Source organism: Polaribacter butkevichii (assembly GCF_038024105.1).
GTDB classification, from domain to species: domain Bacteria; phylum Bacteroidota; class Bacteroidia; order Flavobacteriales; family Flavobacteriaceae; genus Polaribacter; species Polaribacter butkevichii.
The window spans coordinates 126,695-145,017 of record NZ_CP150661.1; the positions used below are offsets into that span (position 1 = coordinate 126,695).

At 28.8% G+C, this 18,323-nt stretch carries 13 protein-coding genes; 9 read left to right on the forward strand and 4 right to left on the reverse strand.

Annotation, left to right across the window (positions count from 1 at the left end; genetic code table 11):
- The first annotated feature begins 1 nt into the window (after position 1).
- The 7 genes from WG951_RS00470 to WG951_RS00500 all read left to right on the forward strand — a co-directional run bounded on the left by WG951_RS00470 (position 2) and on the right by WG951_RS00500 (position 7,514).
- Entirely contained in the window at positions 2 to 541 is a 540-nt protein-coding gene (locus WG951_RS00470; RefSeq protein WP_105048254.1) for a heme NO-binding domain-containing protein, read from the forward strand.
- The gene (locus tag WG951_RS00475; RefSeq protein WP_105048255.1) at positions 541 to 2,523 is read left to right on the forward strand and encodes a PAS domain-containing sensor histidine kinase; all 1,983 of its coding nucleotides are present in this window, start codon (positions 541 to 543) and stop codon (positions 2,521 to 2,523) included. Before WG951_RS00470 ends, WG951_RS00475 begins: the two co-directional genes overlap by 1 nt.
- Positions 2,524 to 3,669 (forward strand): FIST signal transduction protein, encoded by a 1,146-nt coding sequence (locus WG951_RS00480; RefSeq protein WP_105048256.1) that lies wholly within the window; start codon positions 2,524 to 2,526, stop codon positions 3,667 to 3,669.
- A complete protein-coding gene (locus tag WG951_RS00485; protein ID WP_105048257.1) occupies positions 3,669 to 4,712 on the forward strand; it encodes a sensor histidine kinase in 1,044 nt (347 codons plus the stop codon). The genes WG951_RS00480 and WG951_RS00485 overlap by 1 nt, the downstream gene beginning before the upstream one ends.
- Positions 4,713 to 4,714: 2 nt before the next feature.
- The gene (locus WG951_RS00490) at positions 4,715 to 5,032 is read left to right on the forward strand and encodes an Hpt domain-containing protein (protein WP_105048258.1); all 318 of its coding nucleotides are present in this window, start codon (positions 4,715 to 4,717) and stop codon (positions 5,030 to 5,032) included.
- Between the two features lie 5 nt (positions 5,033 to 5,037).
- Entirely contained in the window at positions 5,038 to 5,748 is a 711-nt protein-coding gene (locus tag WG951_RS00495) for a LytR/AlgR family response regulator transcription factor (RefSeq protein ID WP_105048259.1), read from the forward strand.
- A gap of 98 nt (positions 5,749 to 5,846) precedes the next feature.
- Positions 5,847 to 7,514, forward strand: a complete 1,668-nt coding sequence (locus WG951_RS00500) for a T9SS type A sorting domain-containing protein (protein ID WP_105048260.1) — start codon at positions 5,847 to 5,849, stop codon at positions 7,512 to 7,514.
- A 52-nt stretch (positions 7,515 to 7,566) separates the two neighbouring features.
- On the opposite strand, the gene WG951_RS00505 is transcribed toward WG951_RS00500, so the two are convergent.
- Positions 7,567 to 9,642 (reverse strand): tetratricopeptide repeat protein, encoded by a 2,076-nt coding sequence (locus WG951_RS00505; RefSeq protein WP_170062867.1) that lies wholly within the window; start codon positions 9,640 to 9,642, stop codon positions 7,567 to 7,569.
- A 230-nt stretch (positions 9,643 to 9,872) separates the two neighbouring features.
- On the opposite strand from WG951_RS00505, the gene WG951_RS00510 reads away from it, so the two are divergent.
- Together WG951_RS00510 and WG951_RS00515 are read left to right on the forward strand one after the other, a co-directional pair.
- Positions 9,873 to 11,141, forward strand: coding sequence for an oligosaccharide flippase family protein (locus WG951_RS00510; RefSeq protein WP_105048262.1), 1,269 nt, complete (start codon positions 9,873 to 9,875; stop codon positions 11,139 to 11,141).
- 104 nt (positions 11,142 to 11,245) lie between these two features.
- On the forward strand, positions 11,246 to 12,430 hold the full coding sequence (locus WG951_RS00515) for a glycosyltransferase (protein ID WP_105048263.1): 1,185 nt from the start codon (positions 11,246 to 11,248) through the stop codon (positions 12,428 to 12,430).
- Positions 12,431 to 12,440: 10 nt separating this feature from the next.
- Here WG951_RS00515 and WG951_RS00520 read toward each other — a convergent pair whose 3' ends face one another.
- The 3 genes from WG951_RS00520 to WG951_RS00530 are packed head-to-tail and all read right to left on the reverse strand — an operon-like array spanning position 12,441 to position 18,258.
- Positions 12,441 to 13,958 (reverse strand): glycoside hydrolase family 2 TIM barrel-domain containing protein, encoded by a 1,518-nt coding sequence (locus tag WG951_RS00520; protein ID WP_105048264.1) that lies wholly within the window; start codon positions 13,956 to 13,958, stop codon positions 12,441 to 12,443.
- Positions 13,952 to 15,169: a hypothetical protein gene (locus tag WG951_RS00525; RefSeq protein WP_105048265.1), complete on the reverse strand. Its 1,218-nt coding sequence runs from the start codon at positions 15,167 to 15,169 to the stop codon at positions 13,952 to 13,954. Before WG951_RS00525 ends, WG951_RS00520 begins: the two co-directional genes overlap by 7 nt.
- A complete protein-coding gene (locus WG951_RS00530; RefSeq protein ID WP_105048266.1) occupies positions 15,169 to 18,258 on the reverse strand; it encodes a hypothetical protein in 3,090 nt (1,029 codons plus the stop codon). The genes WG951_RS00525 and WG951_RS00530 overlap by 1 nt, the downstream gene beginning before the upstream one ends.
- Between the last annotated feature and the right edge of the window lie 65 nt (positions 18,259 to 18,323).

Below are 18,323 nucleotides of genomic sequence, written 5' to 3' on the forward strand. Positions count from 1 at the left end.
TATGAAAGGAATTGTTTTTACAGAATTTTTAGATCTAGTAGAAGAAAAGTTTGGTTTAGAAATGGTTGATAAAATTATTTATCAATCAGAATTAGCGTCAGAAGGAATTTATACATCTGTTGGAACTTATAGTTTTTCTGAGATGTTACAATTAGTAACAAACCTTAGTGATAACACTGGTATTTCTACAGATAACTTACTTTTGGTTTATGCAGAACACTTTTTTGGAATGATAGAAAGAAGTTATCCTGGTCTTTTAGCAACCTATAAAGACCCAATAGAAATGTTGGCTTCTATTGAAAATCATATACACGTAGAGGTGCAAAAAATTTATCCAGAAGCAGAATTGCCAACATTTGTAGTAGAAGAAAAAACAGAGAACTCTTTAACAATGGTGTATAAATCTAGTAGAGCAATGCATCATTTTGGATTAGGATTAATGAATAAAACTTTTGAGCATTTTAATACAGAAGCTTCAATAGTATTAGAAAAAATTAAAGAAGACGGTACAGAGGTTCGATTTATTGTTAATAAAAAATAATGAGTCAAGATCAAATAGAAATACTACAACGCGCCCTAAAACGTGAAAAAGCTGCTAGAAAAGCTGCCGAAAAAATTCTAGAAGATAAATCTAGAGATTTATATGAGCTTTCAGAAGAATTAAAAGATTCTAATATAAAGTTAAATGAACTTTTAGAAGAAAAATCATCTACATTAAAAGGGTTGTTTGATAACATTAATGATGCATATCTAGTAATGGATTTGTTTGGTAATGTTTTAAAAATGAACGAGGTAGCTGTAAGTCTTTTTGGGTACAATATTGAAGTAGAAGATTTTAATGTCACAGAAATTATCTACCCAGAAGATGTAGAATATACTTATAAGTCTTTTACAGAATTATATGAAAAAGGTTTTTTTAATGGTTTTACAGCAAGAGTTTATACCAAAAATAAAGAAATAAAATGGGTGCAAATAAATGCAACTATTGTTTATAATAAAGAAAATAAAGCAATTGCAGCGCAAGGTATTATTAGAGATATTACAAAAGAAAAAGAAGAAGAATATTTATTAGTAGAGTCAGAAAATAGATTAGCAGCACTTGTGTTAAACTTAAATAGTGGTATTATTTTAGAAGATGAAAATCGAAAAATAGTATTATCAAATACAAAGTTTTGCGAATTATTTAAAGTTGATGCACAACCTCAAGATTTATTGGGGATGGATTGTAAAGTAGCCTCAGAACATAACAAAGTCTTATTTAAAGAACCTACATCATTTGTAGATAGAATGGATGAAATAGTGGCTGCTAGAGAACCTGTTTTTGGAGAGCAACTAGAAATGGTAGATGGTATCATTTTAGAAAGAAATTATATACCCATATTTATAGAAGGCAAAATAAAGGGGTATTTATGGACCTTTAGAGATATTACCTTAGAAAAAAAATACAGCTTAAGTTTAGAAAGTGAAAAAGAAAAATATAGCAGTATAATTGCCAATATGAATTTAGGTTTGGTAGAGATTAATACAGATGATGAAATTTCGATGGTAAATCAAAGTTTTTTAGAAATGTCTGGGTATGCCAAAGAAGAATTAATAGGAAAAGTAGGTCGTGATATTTTTGCATTTAACGATAGTTCAAATGTTGTAAAAGATCAAAAAGAAAAACGCCTTAAAGGAGAATCTACCTCTTATGAATTTAAAACAAAAAATAAAAGTGGAGAAACTAAATATTGGTTGGTAAGTGCTGCTCCAAATTATAATTTGTTGGGAGAAAATATTGGTTCTATTGCTTTGAATCTAGATATTACTAAATTTAAAAGGTTGCAATTACAAAAAGAGCAAATTTTAAAGGAATTAGAAAAAAGTAATGAACATTTACATGAATATGCACATATTGTTTCTCACGATTTAAAATCGCCACTTAGAAGTATCGACGCATTGGTTTCTTGGATTAAAGCAGATAACGAAGGTAAGTTTGATGAAATGACACTTCAAAATTTTGATCTTGTAGAAGATACTTTAGAAACTATGGAAAAACTAATTTCTGATGTTTTAGAATATTCTAGTGCTGGTTCTAGCACACAAGAAGATGAAAATGTAGATTTAAATAACACATTATCAGATTTAAAAAAGATATTATTTATACCCGAAAACATCTCTGTTAATGTTTTAAAAAAATTACCAATTGTTAAAGGAGATAAAACCAAATTTCAACAATTATTTCAAAATTTTATAAGTAATGCAATTAAATTTTGTGATAAAGAAATAGGTATTGTAGAAGTAGATTATAAAGAAGATGCTTCTTTTTATCAATTTTCTATTAGAGATAATGGTATTGGAATTGAAAAAAAATATCATGATAAAATTTTTGAAGTTTTTACCTCTTTAAATAAAAGAGAAGATTCTACAGGAATAGGGCTGTCAATTGTAAAAAAAATAATTGACTTACATGAGGGAACTATTTGGTTAGAAAGTGAACCAAATAAAGGAACTACTTTTTACTTCACCATAAAAAAAACTTAAATGAAAACTGTACAACTTAAAAAAAATAAAAATTCTGATTGGAAATACTTATCAGAAAACATCCCTCTAAAAGCTCCTTTAGTACTTGTTTTTGGAAATAGGTTTTTATTAGAAGACGAAGCTATTTTTGATGAAATTAGAACAAAATTTAAAGACGGACATATTGTATTTGGGTCTGCTTGTGGTGATATTTCATCAGAATCTATAGATGATGAAAGTATTACTATTACAGCTATAGAATTTGAAAAAAGTAATTTTATAATTAAAACTACAAATGTTTTAGACTCAAATTCAGATTCTAAAGTAGATAGTTTTTCTGTAGGTAAAGATTTAATTAGCCAATTTTCTCAAGAAGGTTTAAAGCACGTTTTTGTTGTTTCTGAAGGAAGTTTTATAAACGGAAGTCAATTAACAAGAGGTATGAATGCTGCCACAGAAAATAATTTATTAATTACGGGTGCTTTGTGTGGAGATGATGCTCGATTTGAAAAAACAATAGCTTCTTATAACGAAAAACCAAAATCAGGAGAAATAGTGGCTATTGGCTTGTATGGTGAGTCTTTAGAGATTACATTTTCTATTAATGGCGGTTGGACACCTTTTGGACCAGAAAGAATTGTAACAAAATCAGAAGGAAATACGTTATATGAATTAGATAATTTACCTGCATTAGATTTATATAAGAAATATTTAGGAGAAAAATCTAAAGAATTGCCAGGTGCAGCATTATTATACCCGTTAAATGTAAAAACAGAAGATGGGCACAACACCATTGTAAGAAGTATTTTAAATATAGATGAAGAAGAAAATTCTATGATTTTGGCGGGTGATATTTTAGAGAATTCTAAAGTACAATTAATGATGACCAATGTAGATAATATTGTAAATGCAGCAGAAAAAGCGGCTAAAAATGCTTTAGAGTTTAGAAAAAAGAAACCAGAATTAGCCATTTTAGTAAGTTGTATAGGTAGAAAACTAGTTTTAGACCAAAGAGTAGAAGAAGAAGTAGAAGAGGTAATGGAAGTTGTAGGAGATGCAACAACCATAACAGGGTTGTATTCTTACGGAGAAATAGCGCCTTTTATAGGAGAAAATAGTTGTGAATTACATAACCAAACCATGACAGTTACACTAATTAGCGAATAATGAATTCTTTATTAAAAAGACAAATAAGAAAATATCTACCCAAAGAATTGCAGTCTAACGCTGAGTTAGAAGAATTCTTAGAGGCTATTGATAAATCTTATAGTACTTCAGAAGAGCAGTTTTTAATGCTTCAGAGAGCTACAACATTTAGTTCTGAAGAGCTGTTTTGTGCTAATGAACAATTAAGAGAAGAATCTGATTCTCAAAAAAAAGTAATCTCAAAATTAGAAAGTGTCATAGACAAATTACAGTTCTATGATTTAAAGAATAATCGTCCTAAAGAAAGTGTAGATTCTTTAAAATTGGTTGATTTTATAGACAATCAAACCAAAGAAATCATTAAAATTAATCAACAAAAAGACAAACTTTTAAGAAATTTAGAGCGCCAAAATCAAGAATTAAATGATTATGCGCACATGGTTTCTCACGATTTAAAATCGCCTTTACAAAGTATAGAGGCTTTAACGGCATGGGTTTTAGAAGATTATTCTGGTGTGTTAGATGATACAGGTAAAGAGAATTTACAATTTATTAGAGAAAATGTAGAAAAAATGGATACACTTGTAAAAGGGATTTTACAATATTCTACCATTGGTAAAATTGAAAAAGATTTTTATGATGTAAGTATAGATACTTTAGTAGATGAAATTTTAAATAATAAAGAAATATCAAATGCGGCTACTTTTAGTATTCCAGAAAAATTGCCAACTATAAAAGGAGATAAATTTAGGTTAAACCAATTATTTAAGCATTTAATAAATAATGCTGTAAAATTTAATGATAAAGAAGCCAAAACGGTAGAAATTGGCTTTAAAGAAACTCCTGATTTTTGGAGATTTTATATAAAAGATAATGGTAACGGAATTGATCGTAAGTATTTTGATAAAATATTTGTGGCATTTCAAAAATTAGAAGATGATTATCAGTCTACAGGAATAGGTTTATCTATTGTAAAAAAGATTGTAGAAGTATATAAAGGAGAAATTTATTTAGAATCTGAGCCAAAAGTAGGCTCTACTTTTTATTTTAGCATAAAAAAATAAAGATGGAACAACCAAATTTAGAATACATAGAACAGTTAGCAAGAGGAGACGAATCTATTAGAAATGAGTTAATAGACGTTATTAAAACAGAGTTTCCAGATGAAAAGAAAGAGTACTATGATTACCTAGAAAAGAAAGAATTTAAAAAAATAGAAGAAAGTGTTCATAAACTTAAACATAAAATTAGTATTTTAGGTCTCGAAAAGAGTTACGAAATTGCTAATGAGTTTGAACACAACCTTCGAGAACTAAGTTTAGAGAAACAAGAAGATTTTGAAAAAATTTTAAAAGCAATTACAACGTATATAGAAACTATATAAGTTTTATGAATTGTATTATTATTGATGATGAAAAAATGGCAAGGGTTATAATTAAAACCTTATGCAATGAAATAGATTCTTTAAATATTTTAGAAGAGTTTCCTAGTGCCATACAAGCAATAAAATATTTGAATGAAAATGAAGTAGATTTAATCTTCTTAGACATTCATATGCCCAATTTTAGTGGTTTAGATTTTATTAGAAGTCTAAAAAATCCACCAAAAATTATTTTAACAACATCAGATCCAAAATTTGCTATAGAAGCTTTTGAATATGATTTTATTGTAGATTATTTATTAAAGCCAGTAGAGTTGCCACGTTTTAAAAAGGCAATAGAAAAGGCCGAGAAAAAAAATATATCTGTAACTACTTCTGCAAAACAAATTGCTAAAACTAAAGATACTGAAAACGATTTTTATGTAAATATAGATCGTAGATTAATAAAAATAGATTTACCAAGTATTTATTTAATAGAAGCAAAAGGCGATTATATTAAAATAAAAACAGAAAGTAAAGATTATACAGTGCATTCTACACTTAAAAAAATAGAAGAAAAACTTCCCGATTCTTTATTCCTAAAAATACACCGTTCGTACATTATCAATATTAAAAAAATTATAGATATTGAAGATAATAGCGTTTTAATCAAAAAAGATGTTATTCCTGTTAGTAGGTCTAAGCGTCCAGAATTAATGAAAAGGCTAGACCTACTTTAATGTTTGTCTAAACAAGTCTTACAGCTCATCTATAGTTAAAGTGTTAGTGGCTAAAAGTTAATAAATCACCTTTACTTTGTGTTTATTTTTGTGATATAATGAAACATATCATAAAAAAAATATTGCTAATTCTCCTTTTTGTAACAATAGGAAACACCATCGCTCAAACAGACAAAAGTGATTTTGTTAGTATAGAAGGTGTAAAAAATAAGCAACTTTATAAAAAGAATTATACAAATTCTTTCAACGAATATTTACCAGAAACAGGAATAAATCATACAGAAACAGCATTTGTTTCTATCCCAGAAAAACTGGTCGTTAATAAAAATATAAAAGATTTTTTATCGGTAGCTTATTATCAACGAGAACATAAAGTAGCTTCGGTTGTTGCAACAAAAACGGAAGGCGGTGTTTACAATCATTATAAAGAGATTTGTAATCGATTAAATGGAGCTAGTTTAGATAGCATTAGTACTGTTTTAGTAAAAGAGCATCAAGTAATAAAATCTAAAATACGTAACGTTTCTGGTAAAGTTGAATATACTTTAAGCTTTTCAATTAAAGTAGATAACAACAATAAGGAGTTGTTTAGTTTTTGGAATATAGACCAATATCCTACAGGGAATTATCAAAATTATTTAATTTGGGGAAGTTCTTATGCTCAAGTTTATGCAACTGCAAATTATATTTTAGAAAAATATAGCCTAATAGGTACACTTAAAAGCAAAACTATAGAAAGTGTATTACCAAACGTTTTTGTACAAACAGGAAGTTACTCTAACGGTATTGTCCATTTAAATTTAATCAATAGAACTCAAGAAAAAGCCGTTAATTTTGTCGGTAATATTGCAGATACAGAAGTTTCTGATCACGTTAAAGCAGCAAATACTTTTTCACTTTCGGGTGATTATAATGAAGTGTTAGCTATAGAAACAGGTATTTTATTTGATATTGGGTTTTATTTAGAAACTACTTCTTCTAATCAAAAAGATGCGTTGTATTTGGCAGATGGACCTTGGGGTTTAGATTATTTGAAAGAATATGCAATGGTTTCAAATTTTGAAATAAAGACCTTTAAAAGAGAATTTAAGGAAACTGTTTATGAAGTAGAACGAAGTGTTAAAGCTATTGGAGAGGTAAAAGGAAATGTTAATTTATTTAGACATCTTTTACCTGAAAATAAAACTTTAAATGTGGTTAAATATAACTTTCTTAATTTTAAAATTAGAAATAATGAGCCTGTAGAAATAGTACTTATGTCTAGTGAAGATAGAGCTTGGAAAAATAGGTTGCGTTATACAATTCCGGCAAATTCAAAAGAAAAAATGTACAGTATTTCCTTTTCAGATTTTGTAGATCATCTTGGGAATAAAGCGGCAATTACAGATATTAAAACGGTAGTGTTTTCAATTATAGGAGATTACACCAATTACAAACCTTTTAATTTTGATATAAACCAAATAGCATTTACAATAAATAATACTTTAATTACAGATGATGTTATCGTAGAAAAGAACAACAAGTTAAAAAATTATCCAAATCCTTTTACAAGTTCTACAACAATTTTATTGCCAGTGGCTTCTAATGATATTCAAATTAAAGTTTATGATGTAATGGGTAGAGTAGTAGATGTTCAAAAATTAAGTGCCCATTCATCTTCTAAAGAAGTACAATACAATGCTCCTCAATTAAAAAAAGGAGTTTATAAATATAGCCTAATTGACGATACAAAAAGTCAACATTCTGGAACATTTATCGTCAACTAGCCCCCAATCTCCAGAAGGAATGTTGTTTGGGCAAAAGAGAAATCTTTTGCCCTTATTTTTTGTATAAAGGTTTTTTTAATAAAACCCATTTAAACCTTACTCCGAATTCAGTATACGTAAAACCAGCAGAACCTGCAGTGGCAACAGCAGAAGCAATATTACTTTGTAATCCGTAGATGTTTAAAAGCGCGCGTTCAGAAAATTTATAGCCTAATTTAGCTTGGACTCTATAAGTGCTTTGCGCATCATCATCTTCTATGTATTGCAAACCCGTTGCAGCTGTTAATCCATAGAACCATTCTTTCTTTTTTGCAGCCGCTTCATCTTTTATCAGATTTACAAATATTTCTACAGCATTAAATTTACTTGGACTAAAGTATACTTCTGGCAATTGTAATTTAAAAGATATGTTTTGATAATTAAGTCCTGCTTTTATAGAAGGTTTTGCAAATAGGTTATAATACAAAGAGGTAAATAATAGATTTCTAGCATTTTCATCACTTTGCCATGTGTAATAATACTGAGTAAACCAACCTAAATTAAAGTTGGTACTTAAACTATAATTTAATATTAGGTTGTTTTGTACAATTTGCTCATTTAATAAGGCCGCATTAAAATTTTGTATATCTCTTTTATAACCTAATTCTAGATTTTGAAGTTTAAAAGGCTTTATATTTAATGAAATGTCTGTTAAAAGTTGATTGTAGTTACTTTCATCAGAATCTGAAGAAGTAACACCTAAACTTCCTTTTAAGGTTACATTATTTAATAATTGATAAGAAGCTCCCAGCAATAAATTATTGGTGGTAGCTTTTAAGTTGGTGTCAGGATTAGAGGTTGTTCTATAATTATAATTGGCTAAAATTTTAAATTTTGTAGAAAACGGAATCTCTGCTTTTACATCGTATGCATTAGCTTCATTGTTTCCGTTATCATAAGAATACGAAAATTTGGTTTCTACAAAAGGCGTAAAACTTAAATCTAATTGTTTTATAAAATTAGAAGCATCTTTTTGTTTTTCATAAAAAGTTAAAGTGTTTTCTGCGCTTTTATAGGCATTGTTATAATAACCAGAGGCTTTTAAAGCATTTGCTTTTCCAAGATTACCATCAAAAGAAGCACTGTCTTTTTTTAAGATTAAATTATAATCATCTATACTTTTCTTAAAATCACTTTTATAAATATTTAAGGTAGCTCTTAAAGAAAGCATCCAGTTTTCTGGATTCTTATTATTGTCTAATAACTTATCAATTTCAGTTTTAGCAGGCGTATATTTTTTATTCCAAATTAAAGCCTGAATGTATCTTTCTATAGTTTGATTTTTTAAGGTTTCAGGTGTGTTTTTATCAATACTATTTAATGATTTTTCACTAACTGTTAAGGCTGTTTTGTCATCACCTTTTAAATGATAGGACAAAGCAATACCGTTTAAAGATGTTAATTTATCCGCAGGGTTTTTACCTATGATTTCATACGTGCTTTTTGCTTTTTCTGTTTGATTGGATATTAAATACAAATTAGCAAGATTAAGTAAGGTTTCTTTATCATCTTTAAAAGAAGTAAAGTTTTCTTTTAAAATGGTTTCCGCTTCTTCATATTTTTGATCCGTTACTTTCTTATTTGCCAATCCTAATCTCATATATTTTTTAGAAACCAATGCATTTGGGTTTCCAGGCAATACTTCTAAGGCTTTATCTACATTGATTAATGCGTCTTCAAACTCTTTTAAATTAGATAACGTATTTGCATATCCTAATAAAGCAGCAAAACTTTTATCATTTTCTTTTAATAATGTTTGATAATAGACTTTTGCATCAGGGTAATTTTTGCTCCAAAGTAAAGATTCTGCATAATTCAATTTTACTTCAAAATCTGTAGGATAATCTTTTAACAGATTTGTGAAAAGTGTTACAGCTGCTGTAGCCTTACCGTTTAAACCAATGGCTCTTCCGTAACAAAGTCTTGCTGTTTTGTTAGTAGGATATTCTTTTAAAACATCTTTAAAAAAAACTTCAGCCTGTTGGTATTTACCCGTTTCTAAATACGTAAAACCTTCTTTCATGTCTTGACTAAAACCTTGTAAACTAAAGAAAAGAAAGAATATAAGAGTAGAATATATTAATTTCATTGATTTTGTTTTTTGTATTGGCAAGTTAAGCAATAGTAATTAATCATTAAACTATATAAAAGTGTTTTTCAACGTCTTTAGAGATTCTTTTTAAGGGAACTAGGTGATATTTGCTTAGAATTATAGAAAAAGAGAAATAATTTTAAATAATAATGCAAATATGCATTAATGTAAAGTTATTTATGATTAATTTAAAGAACCCAAAATAGCTTAATAAAAAGATACATAATATGCAAGAAGTTATACGATTTGTAAAAAACAAAATTAAGCCAGAACAACTATTTATGTTAAGTGTTCTCTTGGTAAATGGAGGAAACTACATTTATAATTTAGTTTTAGGAAGAGTTTTAGGACCCGAAAAATTTGCAGATGCAGCTATTTTAATTACTTTTTTATTAGTGTTGTCTTTTGTTGCCATGACGTTTCAATTGGTAACGGCTAAGTTTTCTGTGCTTTTTGAAGATTCAATATTTAGTGGTTTTATTTCTAAAATTTACAAAAATGCGCTATTTACTGGTATCCTTTTAGGAATTGCAATTATTGTTTTTTCTACCCAATTACAGCATTTTTTTAAAACAACTTCTTCTACCATGTTTGTGATTTTTGGTTTTGGAGTTCCGTTTTACTTTTTAATGAGTGTTAATAGAGGTGTTTTTCAAGGGAAACAAGAATTAAAATCTTTATCAGTAACCTATCAATCAGAAATGATCAGTCGGTTATTGTTAACCTTTGCGTTGTTATATTTTCTAGATGTAGATTCGTCTTTAATTATTGCTATTGGTATTTTTTGTTCTTTTGTTTTTGGATTGATTCCTTTTAGAACGAGCAACTTTACTTTGTTTAAACCTTTTGTATTAGATGCTGATAATAAAAAATTAGTGAAGAATTTTTTTATAATAACAGCTTTTTATGAGTTAACTCAGATTATTATAAATAACAGTGATATTTTATTGGTGAAACATTATTTTGAGTCTTACGAAGCGGGTTTATATGCTTCTTTAGCTTTAATTGGTAGAGTAGTCTATTTTATTGCTTGGATGTTTGTAATGCTATTATTACCAACCGTTGTTCAGCTTAAAAAAGAAGGGAAAGATACCTTACCCATTTTATTAAAATATGTTGCTTATATTGGTGTTATTGCTGCAACCATTGTTATTAGTTGTTTCCTTTTTCCGAATGAAATAATTAAAATATTGTTTGGTAGCGAATACTTATCTGTAGCTCCTTTATTATGGAAATATGCTTCTGCAACGGGTATTTTTGCCATTTCAAATATATTTGCCTATTATTATTTATCATTAGATAAATACGTACCTGTAGTACTTTCTGGAATTTTTGGAATGTTACAAATAGTATTAGTAGTTCTTTTTCATGAAACATTAGAGCAAGTGGTTCATGTACAAATTATAGCAATGGTAATGCTATTAATTGTACAACTTAGTTTCTTCTTTTTTAAAGATTCTAAGACAAAGGTTACAATCAAAGAAACAGCAGAATAATATTATCTAAACCTATTTTCCAATCATCTATATATAATTGCATTTGAGCAGTTTATTATAAAAAATAATAAGTTAAAATATAAATTTGTAATAAAATTAACCATATGAAATTAGCCATCGTAACAGCATACCCACCAAGTAAAGTAACCTTAAATGAATACGCGTATCATTTAGTTAAGAGTTTTAGGCAAAGTGAAAAAGTAAGTGAATTAATTTTGTTAACAGACGAAACGCCAGAAGGAAAAGATATTAACTTTACAGAGAATGGTTGTAAAATTACCGTGAAAGAATGTTGGAAATTTAATAGTTATAGTAACATTATAAATGTTACCAAAGCCATTAATTTAACAAAGCCAGATGCTATATTATTTAACTTACAATTTATGAAGTTTGGTGATAAAAAAGTGGCTGCAGCTTTAGGTTTGGCAATACCAATGGTATGTAAAATTAAAAAAATACCAACCATTGTTTTATTACACAATATTTTAGAACAAGTAGATTTAGAAAGTGCAGGTTTTACCTCGAATAAATTGGCTCAAAAAGTATATAATTTTATTGGTACATCTTTAACCAAATTAATTTTAAAAGCAGATTTAGTGGCTGTAACTATGGATAAATATGTTACTACTTTGGTTGATAAATATAAGGTAGATAATGTAAAAATGATTCCTCACGGAACTTTTGAAATTCCAGAAAATCCGTCTCAAGAATTGCCAGAAGGTCCTTTAAAAATTATGACGTTTGGTAAGTTCGGAACTTACAAAAAAGTAGAATCTATGATTGAGGCTGTAGAATTGGTAAGAAAAGAAACTGGCTTAGATTTAGAAATTGTAATTGCAGGAACAGACAACCCAAATGTACCTGGTTATTTAGAAAATGCACAAGAAACCTACAAGCATGTACCACAACTTACTTTTACAGGGTATGTAGAAGAAGAAGAAGTAGCACCTTTGTTTACAGAAAGTGCTGTAGTTGTTTTTCCGTATACCTCTACAACTGGTAGCTCTGGAGTATTGCATCAAGCAGGTAGTTATGGTAGAGCAGTAGTAATGCCTAATTTAGGTGATTTAGCTACTTTAATTGAAGATGAAGGCTATAGAGGCGAGTTTTTTGAACCAGAGAGTGTGGTAAGTTTGGCAAATGCAATTAAAGCAATTGTAACTAATGATGCATATAGAATTCAATTAGGAGAAGCTAATTACAAGGCTGCAACTGCTTTTCCTATGGAAAGAATTACTAATATTTATTTAGACGAGTTCAATAAAATTATTGCTAAAAAGAAAAAGTAAGTGTTATAAATTATTCTTTAGAAATATATTTATAAGATAATTTCTTTTTACCAGAACTTGTAATAAATCCGAATTTTTTCTGCGGATTTGTTCGCCAAGGAAGTCTCCCTAAAACTTCTTTAGGTACGTTATCAAAATCATATAAAGTCCATGACATAAAAGGAATTTCGTTTTTTGTCATGACTTTTTGTATTTCTTTATAATAGTTTGCTTGTTTTTCTTCAGAACCTACAAAAGGTCTCCATAAACCGCCATAAGAAGACAAACCAAATTCTTGTAAAATAATGGGTTTCTCTTTTATTTCTTCTTTTAGTTTTAGGTATGCTGTTTCAAAATTTTCAAGTTTATCATAATAATGAAAAGAAACAACATCTACTTTATCCTTTAAAATAGTTGCACTTTTTGTGTTAGACCAACCAATAGTTACAGGGTGTTTTGTATCAATCTTTTTAATAAGAATAATCATGAAATCTAACCAAGCAGTTACGTTTGTTTTTCCTCTAGAATCAAAATCTAAGTTAGGTTCATTTTTAACATCCCAAGCTAAAATAGCTTCATGATCTTTAAAGGTTTCTACAATTTTTTCTGCATGTCTTTGGTTTAAGGTCCAATCTAAAACATCATAATTTCCATAAAAATCAAACAAAGTAACTACTACTTTTAAGTCTTCTGAGAATGCCGTATCTAAAACTTTTTTAAGTTTTTCTAATTTATCAAATTTAACATTTGCTTTTCCAAAATCTTCATACGGAACAAATATTCGAATAGAATTTAAGCCTGCTTTTTTAATAATTCTAAAATCGTTTTTAATAATGTTAATGTCAAATTCATCACCATACATATTCCAAGGTGTGGCTTGCGGATAATAATTAATTCCTTTTATGTTAGAGAAAGCAATAGGGGTTTTTACAAGCGAATCTTTAAATTTTTTAGAAGCTTCTTTTACCACGTGTCTAATACGCCAAAAACCATCTTCTAACAATAAAACATATCTATAGGTAGAAACTTCTGTAGTTTCTAAAAGTAGTTTTTGATCTTTAAAAACCTTTTTATATTCTAAAGCATTGGTATCTTTTAAAACAATTAATTGTCCGTCTTCACTAAAAAATTCAATATCTAAATGATGCTCTAATGTAGTGGCATCAATGGTTATTTTTTCTGATTTATTATTCTTTATAAGTTTGTAAATATTTTTTCTAGCACTTTTGGTAAAATAATCTTCTATACCAACTTGTGTATTGGTTTTGTAGGCTACTTGTTTTACATACCAAGCATCTAAATAATCGTTTTCAACCGCATTTATTTTTTGCAAACTTATTTTTCGTCCTTCGTTACCATCATTTTTCCAGGTAACTTTTGGTAAATATTGTTCTGCCTGTTTAACTTCTGTGTGCAACATTTTACTTCTGTCTGCACCTGTATTTAAAAAACTGTACAAAGAGCTCACTAAAAATAAAAGGATACCAATTATGGCCATATAGGTGAGCATTAACACCCCTCTAAGAATTCGTTTATTTGTTTTTACCATAATTTAAAACTTTTAAACTCTTTTTTTATTCCTGCGGTTTCAATATAAAATGTGTACAAATTATTTTCAAAAATATTTGGATCTAAGTAAAAGCTTGCAAACCCGTTTTGTGATTCTTTAAAAAGCTCACTAACAAGTGTGTCTTTTTTGTAAATGGTAAGTTTTACAGACAATCCATCCGGAATTATTTGCTTCATAAAACTTTTTAATGGGCCTACTTTTATAGTTCTGTTATTATCTAAGAAAGCAACTTGGTAATCTTCTATTACTTTTTTGTATTTAATTTTTAACACGTTACTCTCTGCAATCCCAATAAAATAGGCTTTTATACTCCATTGGTCTTCAAAATCTGGATGAATAATTTTTGCATGAGCTACACCGTTTAAAGTAGTACCTGTTGTTTTTAAAATACCTCCATTTTTATTGGTGATATAAAACTCCACATAACTACCATCACTTACAATATTGTTGTTTTTGTCTTTTATGGTAGAGGTATAAAAAGTGGTTATTTGATTTCCATCTGCATATTCATGATTTCGGCTTACATAGATTTTAAAATTTGTAGCGATGGCAGGCATAATATTTACATCAAATTCTTTAGAATTTAAACCAAAAGATTCCGATGAAATAATCATTCTTCCACTTTTTTTAGGCGAATAAATATTTCTATATCCAATTAATTTATCGGTAAAAATAGCTTTTGATGTTTCTGATCTTAAAAACTGATATTTTACATCAACTTTGCTATCATCTAAAATAGGATTATCTAAACTATCTGTTGGTATTACCACTAACATGGTATAATCTAAACCACCTGCATCTATACTTGGTGGTCCTAAATAAGTTTCTATTGATGTTGGTTGTTGCAGAGAATTAATGGTGATATTCCCCGAAATATCTTCTGATGCATTGATGATTTTCCAAGATAAAATGCCTCTTTTTTTGGATAGAAATTTAGGGATTTCAAAGACCGTTTTTTTATTTGTAATAGTAGGTTCTAAAACGGTTGCACCATAACTGTTAGCACAATATAATTGATAAATAGAATCGGTTTGTACGGTAAACTCTAGTGTAATTTTATCATTTACATTAAAAGTTGTTTTTGTTGATAGTAAAGAAATAGAAGACTGTTTAGTTGTTGTTTCTTGCGCAAAGAAAGAAACAATAACTAGTTGTAAAATGGTTAGCAAAAAAAGTTTTTTTAATTTCATTATTTTGGATTACCGATATACATACTTAATTCTATTCTAATATAACTAAAAAGCGGATGTTCTACTTTTTGTAAGTTACCAATGGTCTGATTTTTAATTCTGTTTGGCATTATTTTAAAGGCAATATCTTTATTAGGTAAGCCATTTACAAAACAAAAACTCATATCATCACTAATTGTTTTTATTGTTGGATTTAAAGGAATTGGATACTGAAAACGAAGTTTACGCTCTTGACGTATTCCTTCTTTTAAAAATAAATTATCTACCCAAATCATTTCTTTGTTTTCGTTGTAAAAAGTAATAATCATTTGCGGAACCGTAATTTCTTGAATTCCGCTATTGAATAAAGTCCCGTTAATATTATTAGGAGTGATGCTTATTTCACTTAAAACAATGTCTTTAAATAAATCAGAATTTGTAGTGTTTCCTGCAGCTTGTAAATTAAATTTAGTAGGTTGCTCACTTAATTCCACAGGTGTAAATTCATCTGGATTAAATGTTTTAGGAATAGAATCTTTGGTTTTAGACCAAGCAATACCTTCAAAATTAATTCTAAAAGCACTAATTTCTTTAGGCATTAATTTATGCTTTAAAATATGCTTTGCATTGTAGGTTGCCAATTCTTTATTATCATCATTATAAAGAGTTCCTTTTAAAACAACATCCGCAGGTACATTGTCTATATTTTGTACTTCACCAATAATAGCATAGCGTTTGTTAAATTTGATCAGTTTGGCAGAAACAATTTCTAAAACAGGCTGTTTTAAAACATCTTCATGATGCGTTTGTTCTGTTGTAATTCTTCTTCTACCTTGATTAAAATACCCCGTAGCATTTTTAGAATAGAGTTGGTCTGGTGGTAAATCTATCGATTTTCTTGTAGGCTTTAAATACCACTTTCCTTTTCTTTTAACAGCTGTTTTAATTTCTGTTTTAGATAGTTTTTCTAAAGGCGTAATCCATTTGGTTTCTACTTTTAAAGTAGCCATACTATCCGTTTCTTTTTTAATTTCTGTGGTAATTGCATCTAATTTTGCATACGAACTTAGCAAACCATCAGTAACAGAAATTTCTAATAAATATTGAGCGCGTGTAAGTTCATCTTCTGGGTCTATATAAGTAAAACTTTTATTCAATTCTTTAAAATCGATGGCATCATAATAAGCTTTTACCACATTTTCTGGCGACCTTTGTGTTTCGTTTTTAATATAAAACATATAACACGCATAGGCAATTACAAAGATTAAAACCACTGCCCAAATATGTAATGCTCTTAAAACAATTCTAGGAAATTTAAGGTAGTCTACTTTAAATTTAAAATAAACAGGTACTGCTTTTACTTTTGTTTTTAAGCCATTTACAAACAAGGATTGCACATTTAAAATAAAGGCAATTAAAACCGTTAAAAAAGGAATGACACCCCAAATTATTTTTACCCAAGCAGGTACATCTTCTTTAGGTAAGATTGAAGAAACAGGAGGGACGTTCAATTTTTCCCAAACCATAATGCCGTTTTCTAATTGAGACAAACGTTGCCATCCACAGAAAAATAAAACCGGATCGTAAAATTTATCATTCGAAAAAATATATTTTAAATTGTACTTTTCTGGAGTAGTTAAAAATTGTTGCAAAGAACCAATACCAGCAACACCTTTAAATTTAGAGTTTTCTAAACGCTCTATAGGTCTTGTCGTCAATTCGGGTAAACGTCTTGCAGAATGGTAATTACCATCTACACTCATGGCATTTGTTTGTGCTGCTAACCAAGCCATTTGGTCTCCAAAACCTAAAGTTAAATAGCGCCAATGGTCATGAGAATCTTGACTTAGAAAATTAACAATAGGCAGCATTTTTATTTTTTGAGGTTGAGACGGTCTAAAGTATCCTAAACTCATGGTAAAAATAACCATAGAAACATAAGCACCCGCTAAAAGTCCACCTAATAATCGATGATAAACGGCTCCGAATCTATCTTGAATTAATGTTTTTAAATCTCCTTCTACAAATCGATAAATAAACTCACCAAAAATAGGAATCGACATGATAGAACCCCAAAGCGTAAATCTGTCTAAGGTTAAAATATTAAAAGCCGTTTCGCCCAAAATTATTTTAGGTATTGGTGTTGTACCGCCTGTTCCTAAAATAACTAACATGGTAAAAGACAAACCAAAAAATAAATAACGTTTGCTAAAATATCTGTAAAATATATACGGTAGAATAAATAATAAAATTCCCCATGGAATGGTAAAAAACACCAAACCAGAAGAGGTTACCTCAATAAAACTATCTCTAGATCCATGCGGAATTGGTACTTGTGTAATGGGGTTTAATTTCGAATTCATCCAATAAGGAAAAATGCAAAAAATAATAAGGAATAAAGAAGAGAAACCAAACGCTAAGTTTTTCTTCAGTTGTTTCATAAATGTTTTTAGAAATAAAGTAAACGTAACCTCTTTATAAGAATTTACTTCTTCTCTAGCAACATCCATAATTACTGTACCAATTAATGGAAAAATAAAAAATAACATTCCAAAAATAGGCGTAACATGATGCGAGGTTACGGTAACAGCAATTAAAGAAAGCGAGGTAAAAAAGAACTTATATTTACCTGTTTTAAGCCATAAATAAATTTCTGGTAGCGCGTGCATTAATACCGAAACACCAATTATACTGGGCAATTGACCAAAAATGTGTAAGGTTTCTACAAATGATGAAGAAAAAACGGCCAAAATAGCGGCATATCCCGCAACTGTTCTGTTAGAGGTGATGAGTAAAGAATACCTATAAGAACCCGTTACAAATAGAACAATTGCAATTAATGCTACGGTAAACATCCCAAATTTTAAGCCACCAATTAACGATAAAGCACCAATGGTTTGGTGTACTAAAGGCGGATAACTTTGTACGGTAAAACCAGTATACCATTTATAATTCCAAGGCTCAAACCAACTATGGGCATAATGATCAGCAAAAAATAAATGAATTAAAGCATCATAAGTAGTTTCTAACGTAAAGAAAATAGAAGAACCATGAAATAGTATGGCTAATAGAATTGCAGTAATTAAGTATTTATTAGATTTTTCTTTCATTAACAGAGCATTCGCTTATAATACTGTAAAGGTAAATATTTTTAAGGGTATTTTTTTTTTATTAG

What these genes read in the sequence shown, in the direction of transcription:
- WG951_RS00470 (WP_105048254.1), top strand. Translation starts at nt 2, where the DNA reads ATGAAAGGAATTGTTTTTACAGAATTTTTAGATCTAGTAGAAGAAAAG.
- WG951_RS00475 (WP_105048255.1), top strand. Translation starts at nt 541, where the DNA reads ATGAGTCAAGATCAAATAGAAATACTACAACGCGCCCTAAAACGTGAA.
- WG951_RS00480 (WP_105048256.1), top strand. Translation starts at nt 2,524, where the DNA reads ATGAAAACTGTACAACTTAAAAAAAATAAAAATTCTGATTGGAAATAC.
- WG951_RS00485 (WP_105048257.1), top strand. Translation starts at nt 3,669, where the DNA reads ATGAATTCTTTATTAAAAAGACAAATAAGAAAATATCTACCCAAAGAA.
- WG951_RS00490 (WP_105048258.1), top strand. Translation starts at nt 4,715, where the DNA reads ATGGAACAACCAAATTTAGAATACATAGAACAGTTAGCAAGAGGAGAC.
- WG951_RS00495 (WP_105048259.1), top strand. Translation starts at nt 5,038, where the DNA reads ATGAATTGTATTATTATTGATGATGAAAAAATGGCAAGGGTTATAATT.
- WG951_RS00500 (WP_105048260.1), top strand. Translation starts at nt 5,847, where the DNA reads ATGAAACATATCATAAAAAAAATATTGCTAATTCTCCTTTTTGTAACA.
- WG951_RS00505 (WP_170062867.1), bottom strand. Translation starts at nt 9,642, where the DNA reads ATGAAATTAATATATTCTACTCTTATATTCTTTCTTTTCTTTAGTTTA.
- WG951_RS00510 (WP_105048262.1), top strand. Translation starts at nt 9,873, where the DNA reads ATGCAAGAAGTTATACGATTTGTAAAAAACAAAATTAAGCCAGAACAA.
- WG951_RS00515 (WP_105048263.1), top strand. Translation starts at nt 11,246, where the DNA reads ATGAAATTAGCCATCGTAACAGCATACCCACCAAGTAAAGTAACCTTA.
- WG951_RS00520 (WP_105048264.1), bottom strand. Translation starts at nt 13,958, where the DNA reads ATGGTAAAAACAAATAAACGAATTCTTAGAGGGGTGTTAATGCTCACC.
- WG951_RS00525 (WP_105048265.1), bottom strand. Translation starts at nt 15,169, where the DNA reads ATGAAATTAAAAAAACTTTTTTTGCTAACCATTTTACAACTAGTTATT.
- WG951_RS00530 (WP_105048266.1), bottom strand. Translation starts at nt 18,258, where the DNA reads ATGAAAGAAAAATCTAATAAATACTTAATTACTGCAATTCTATTAGCC.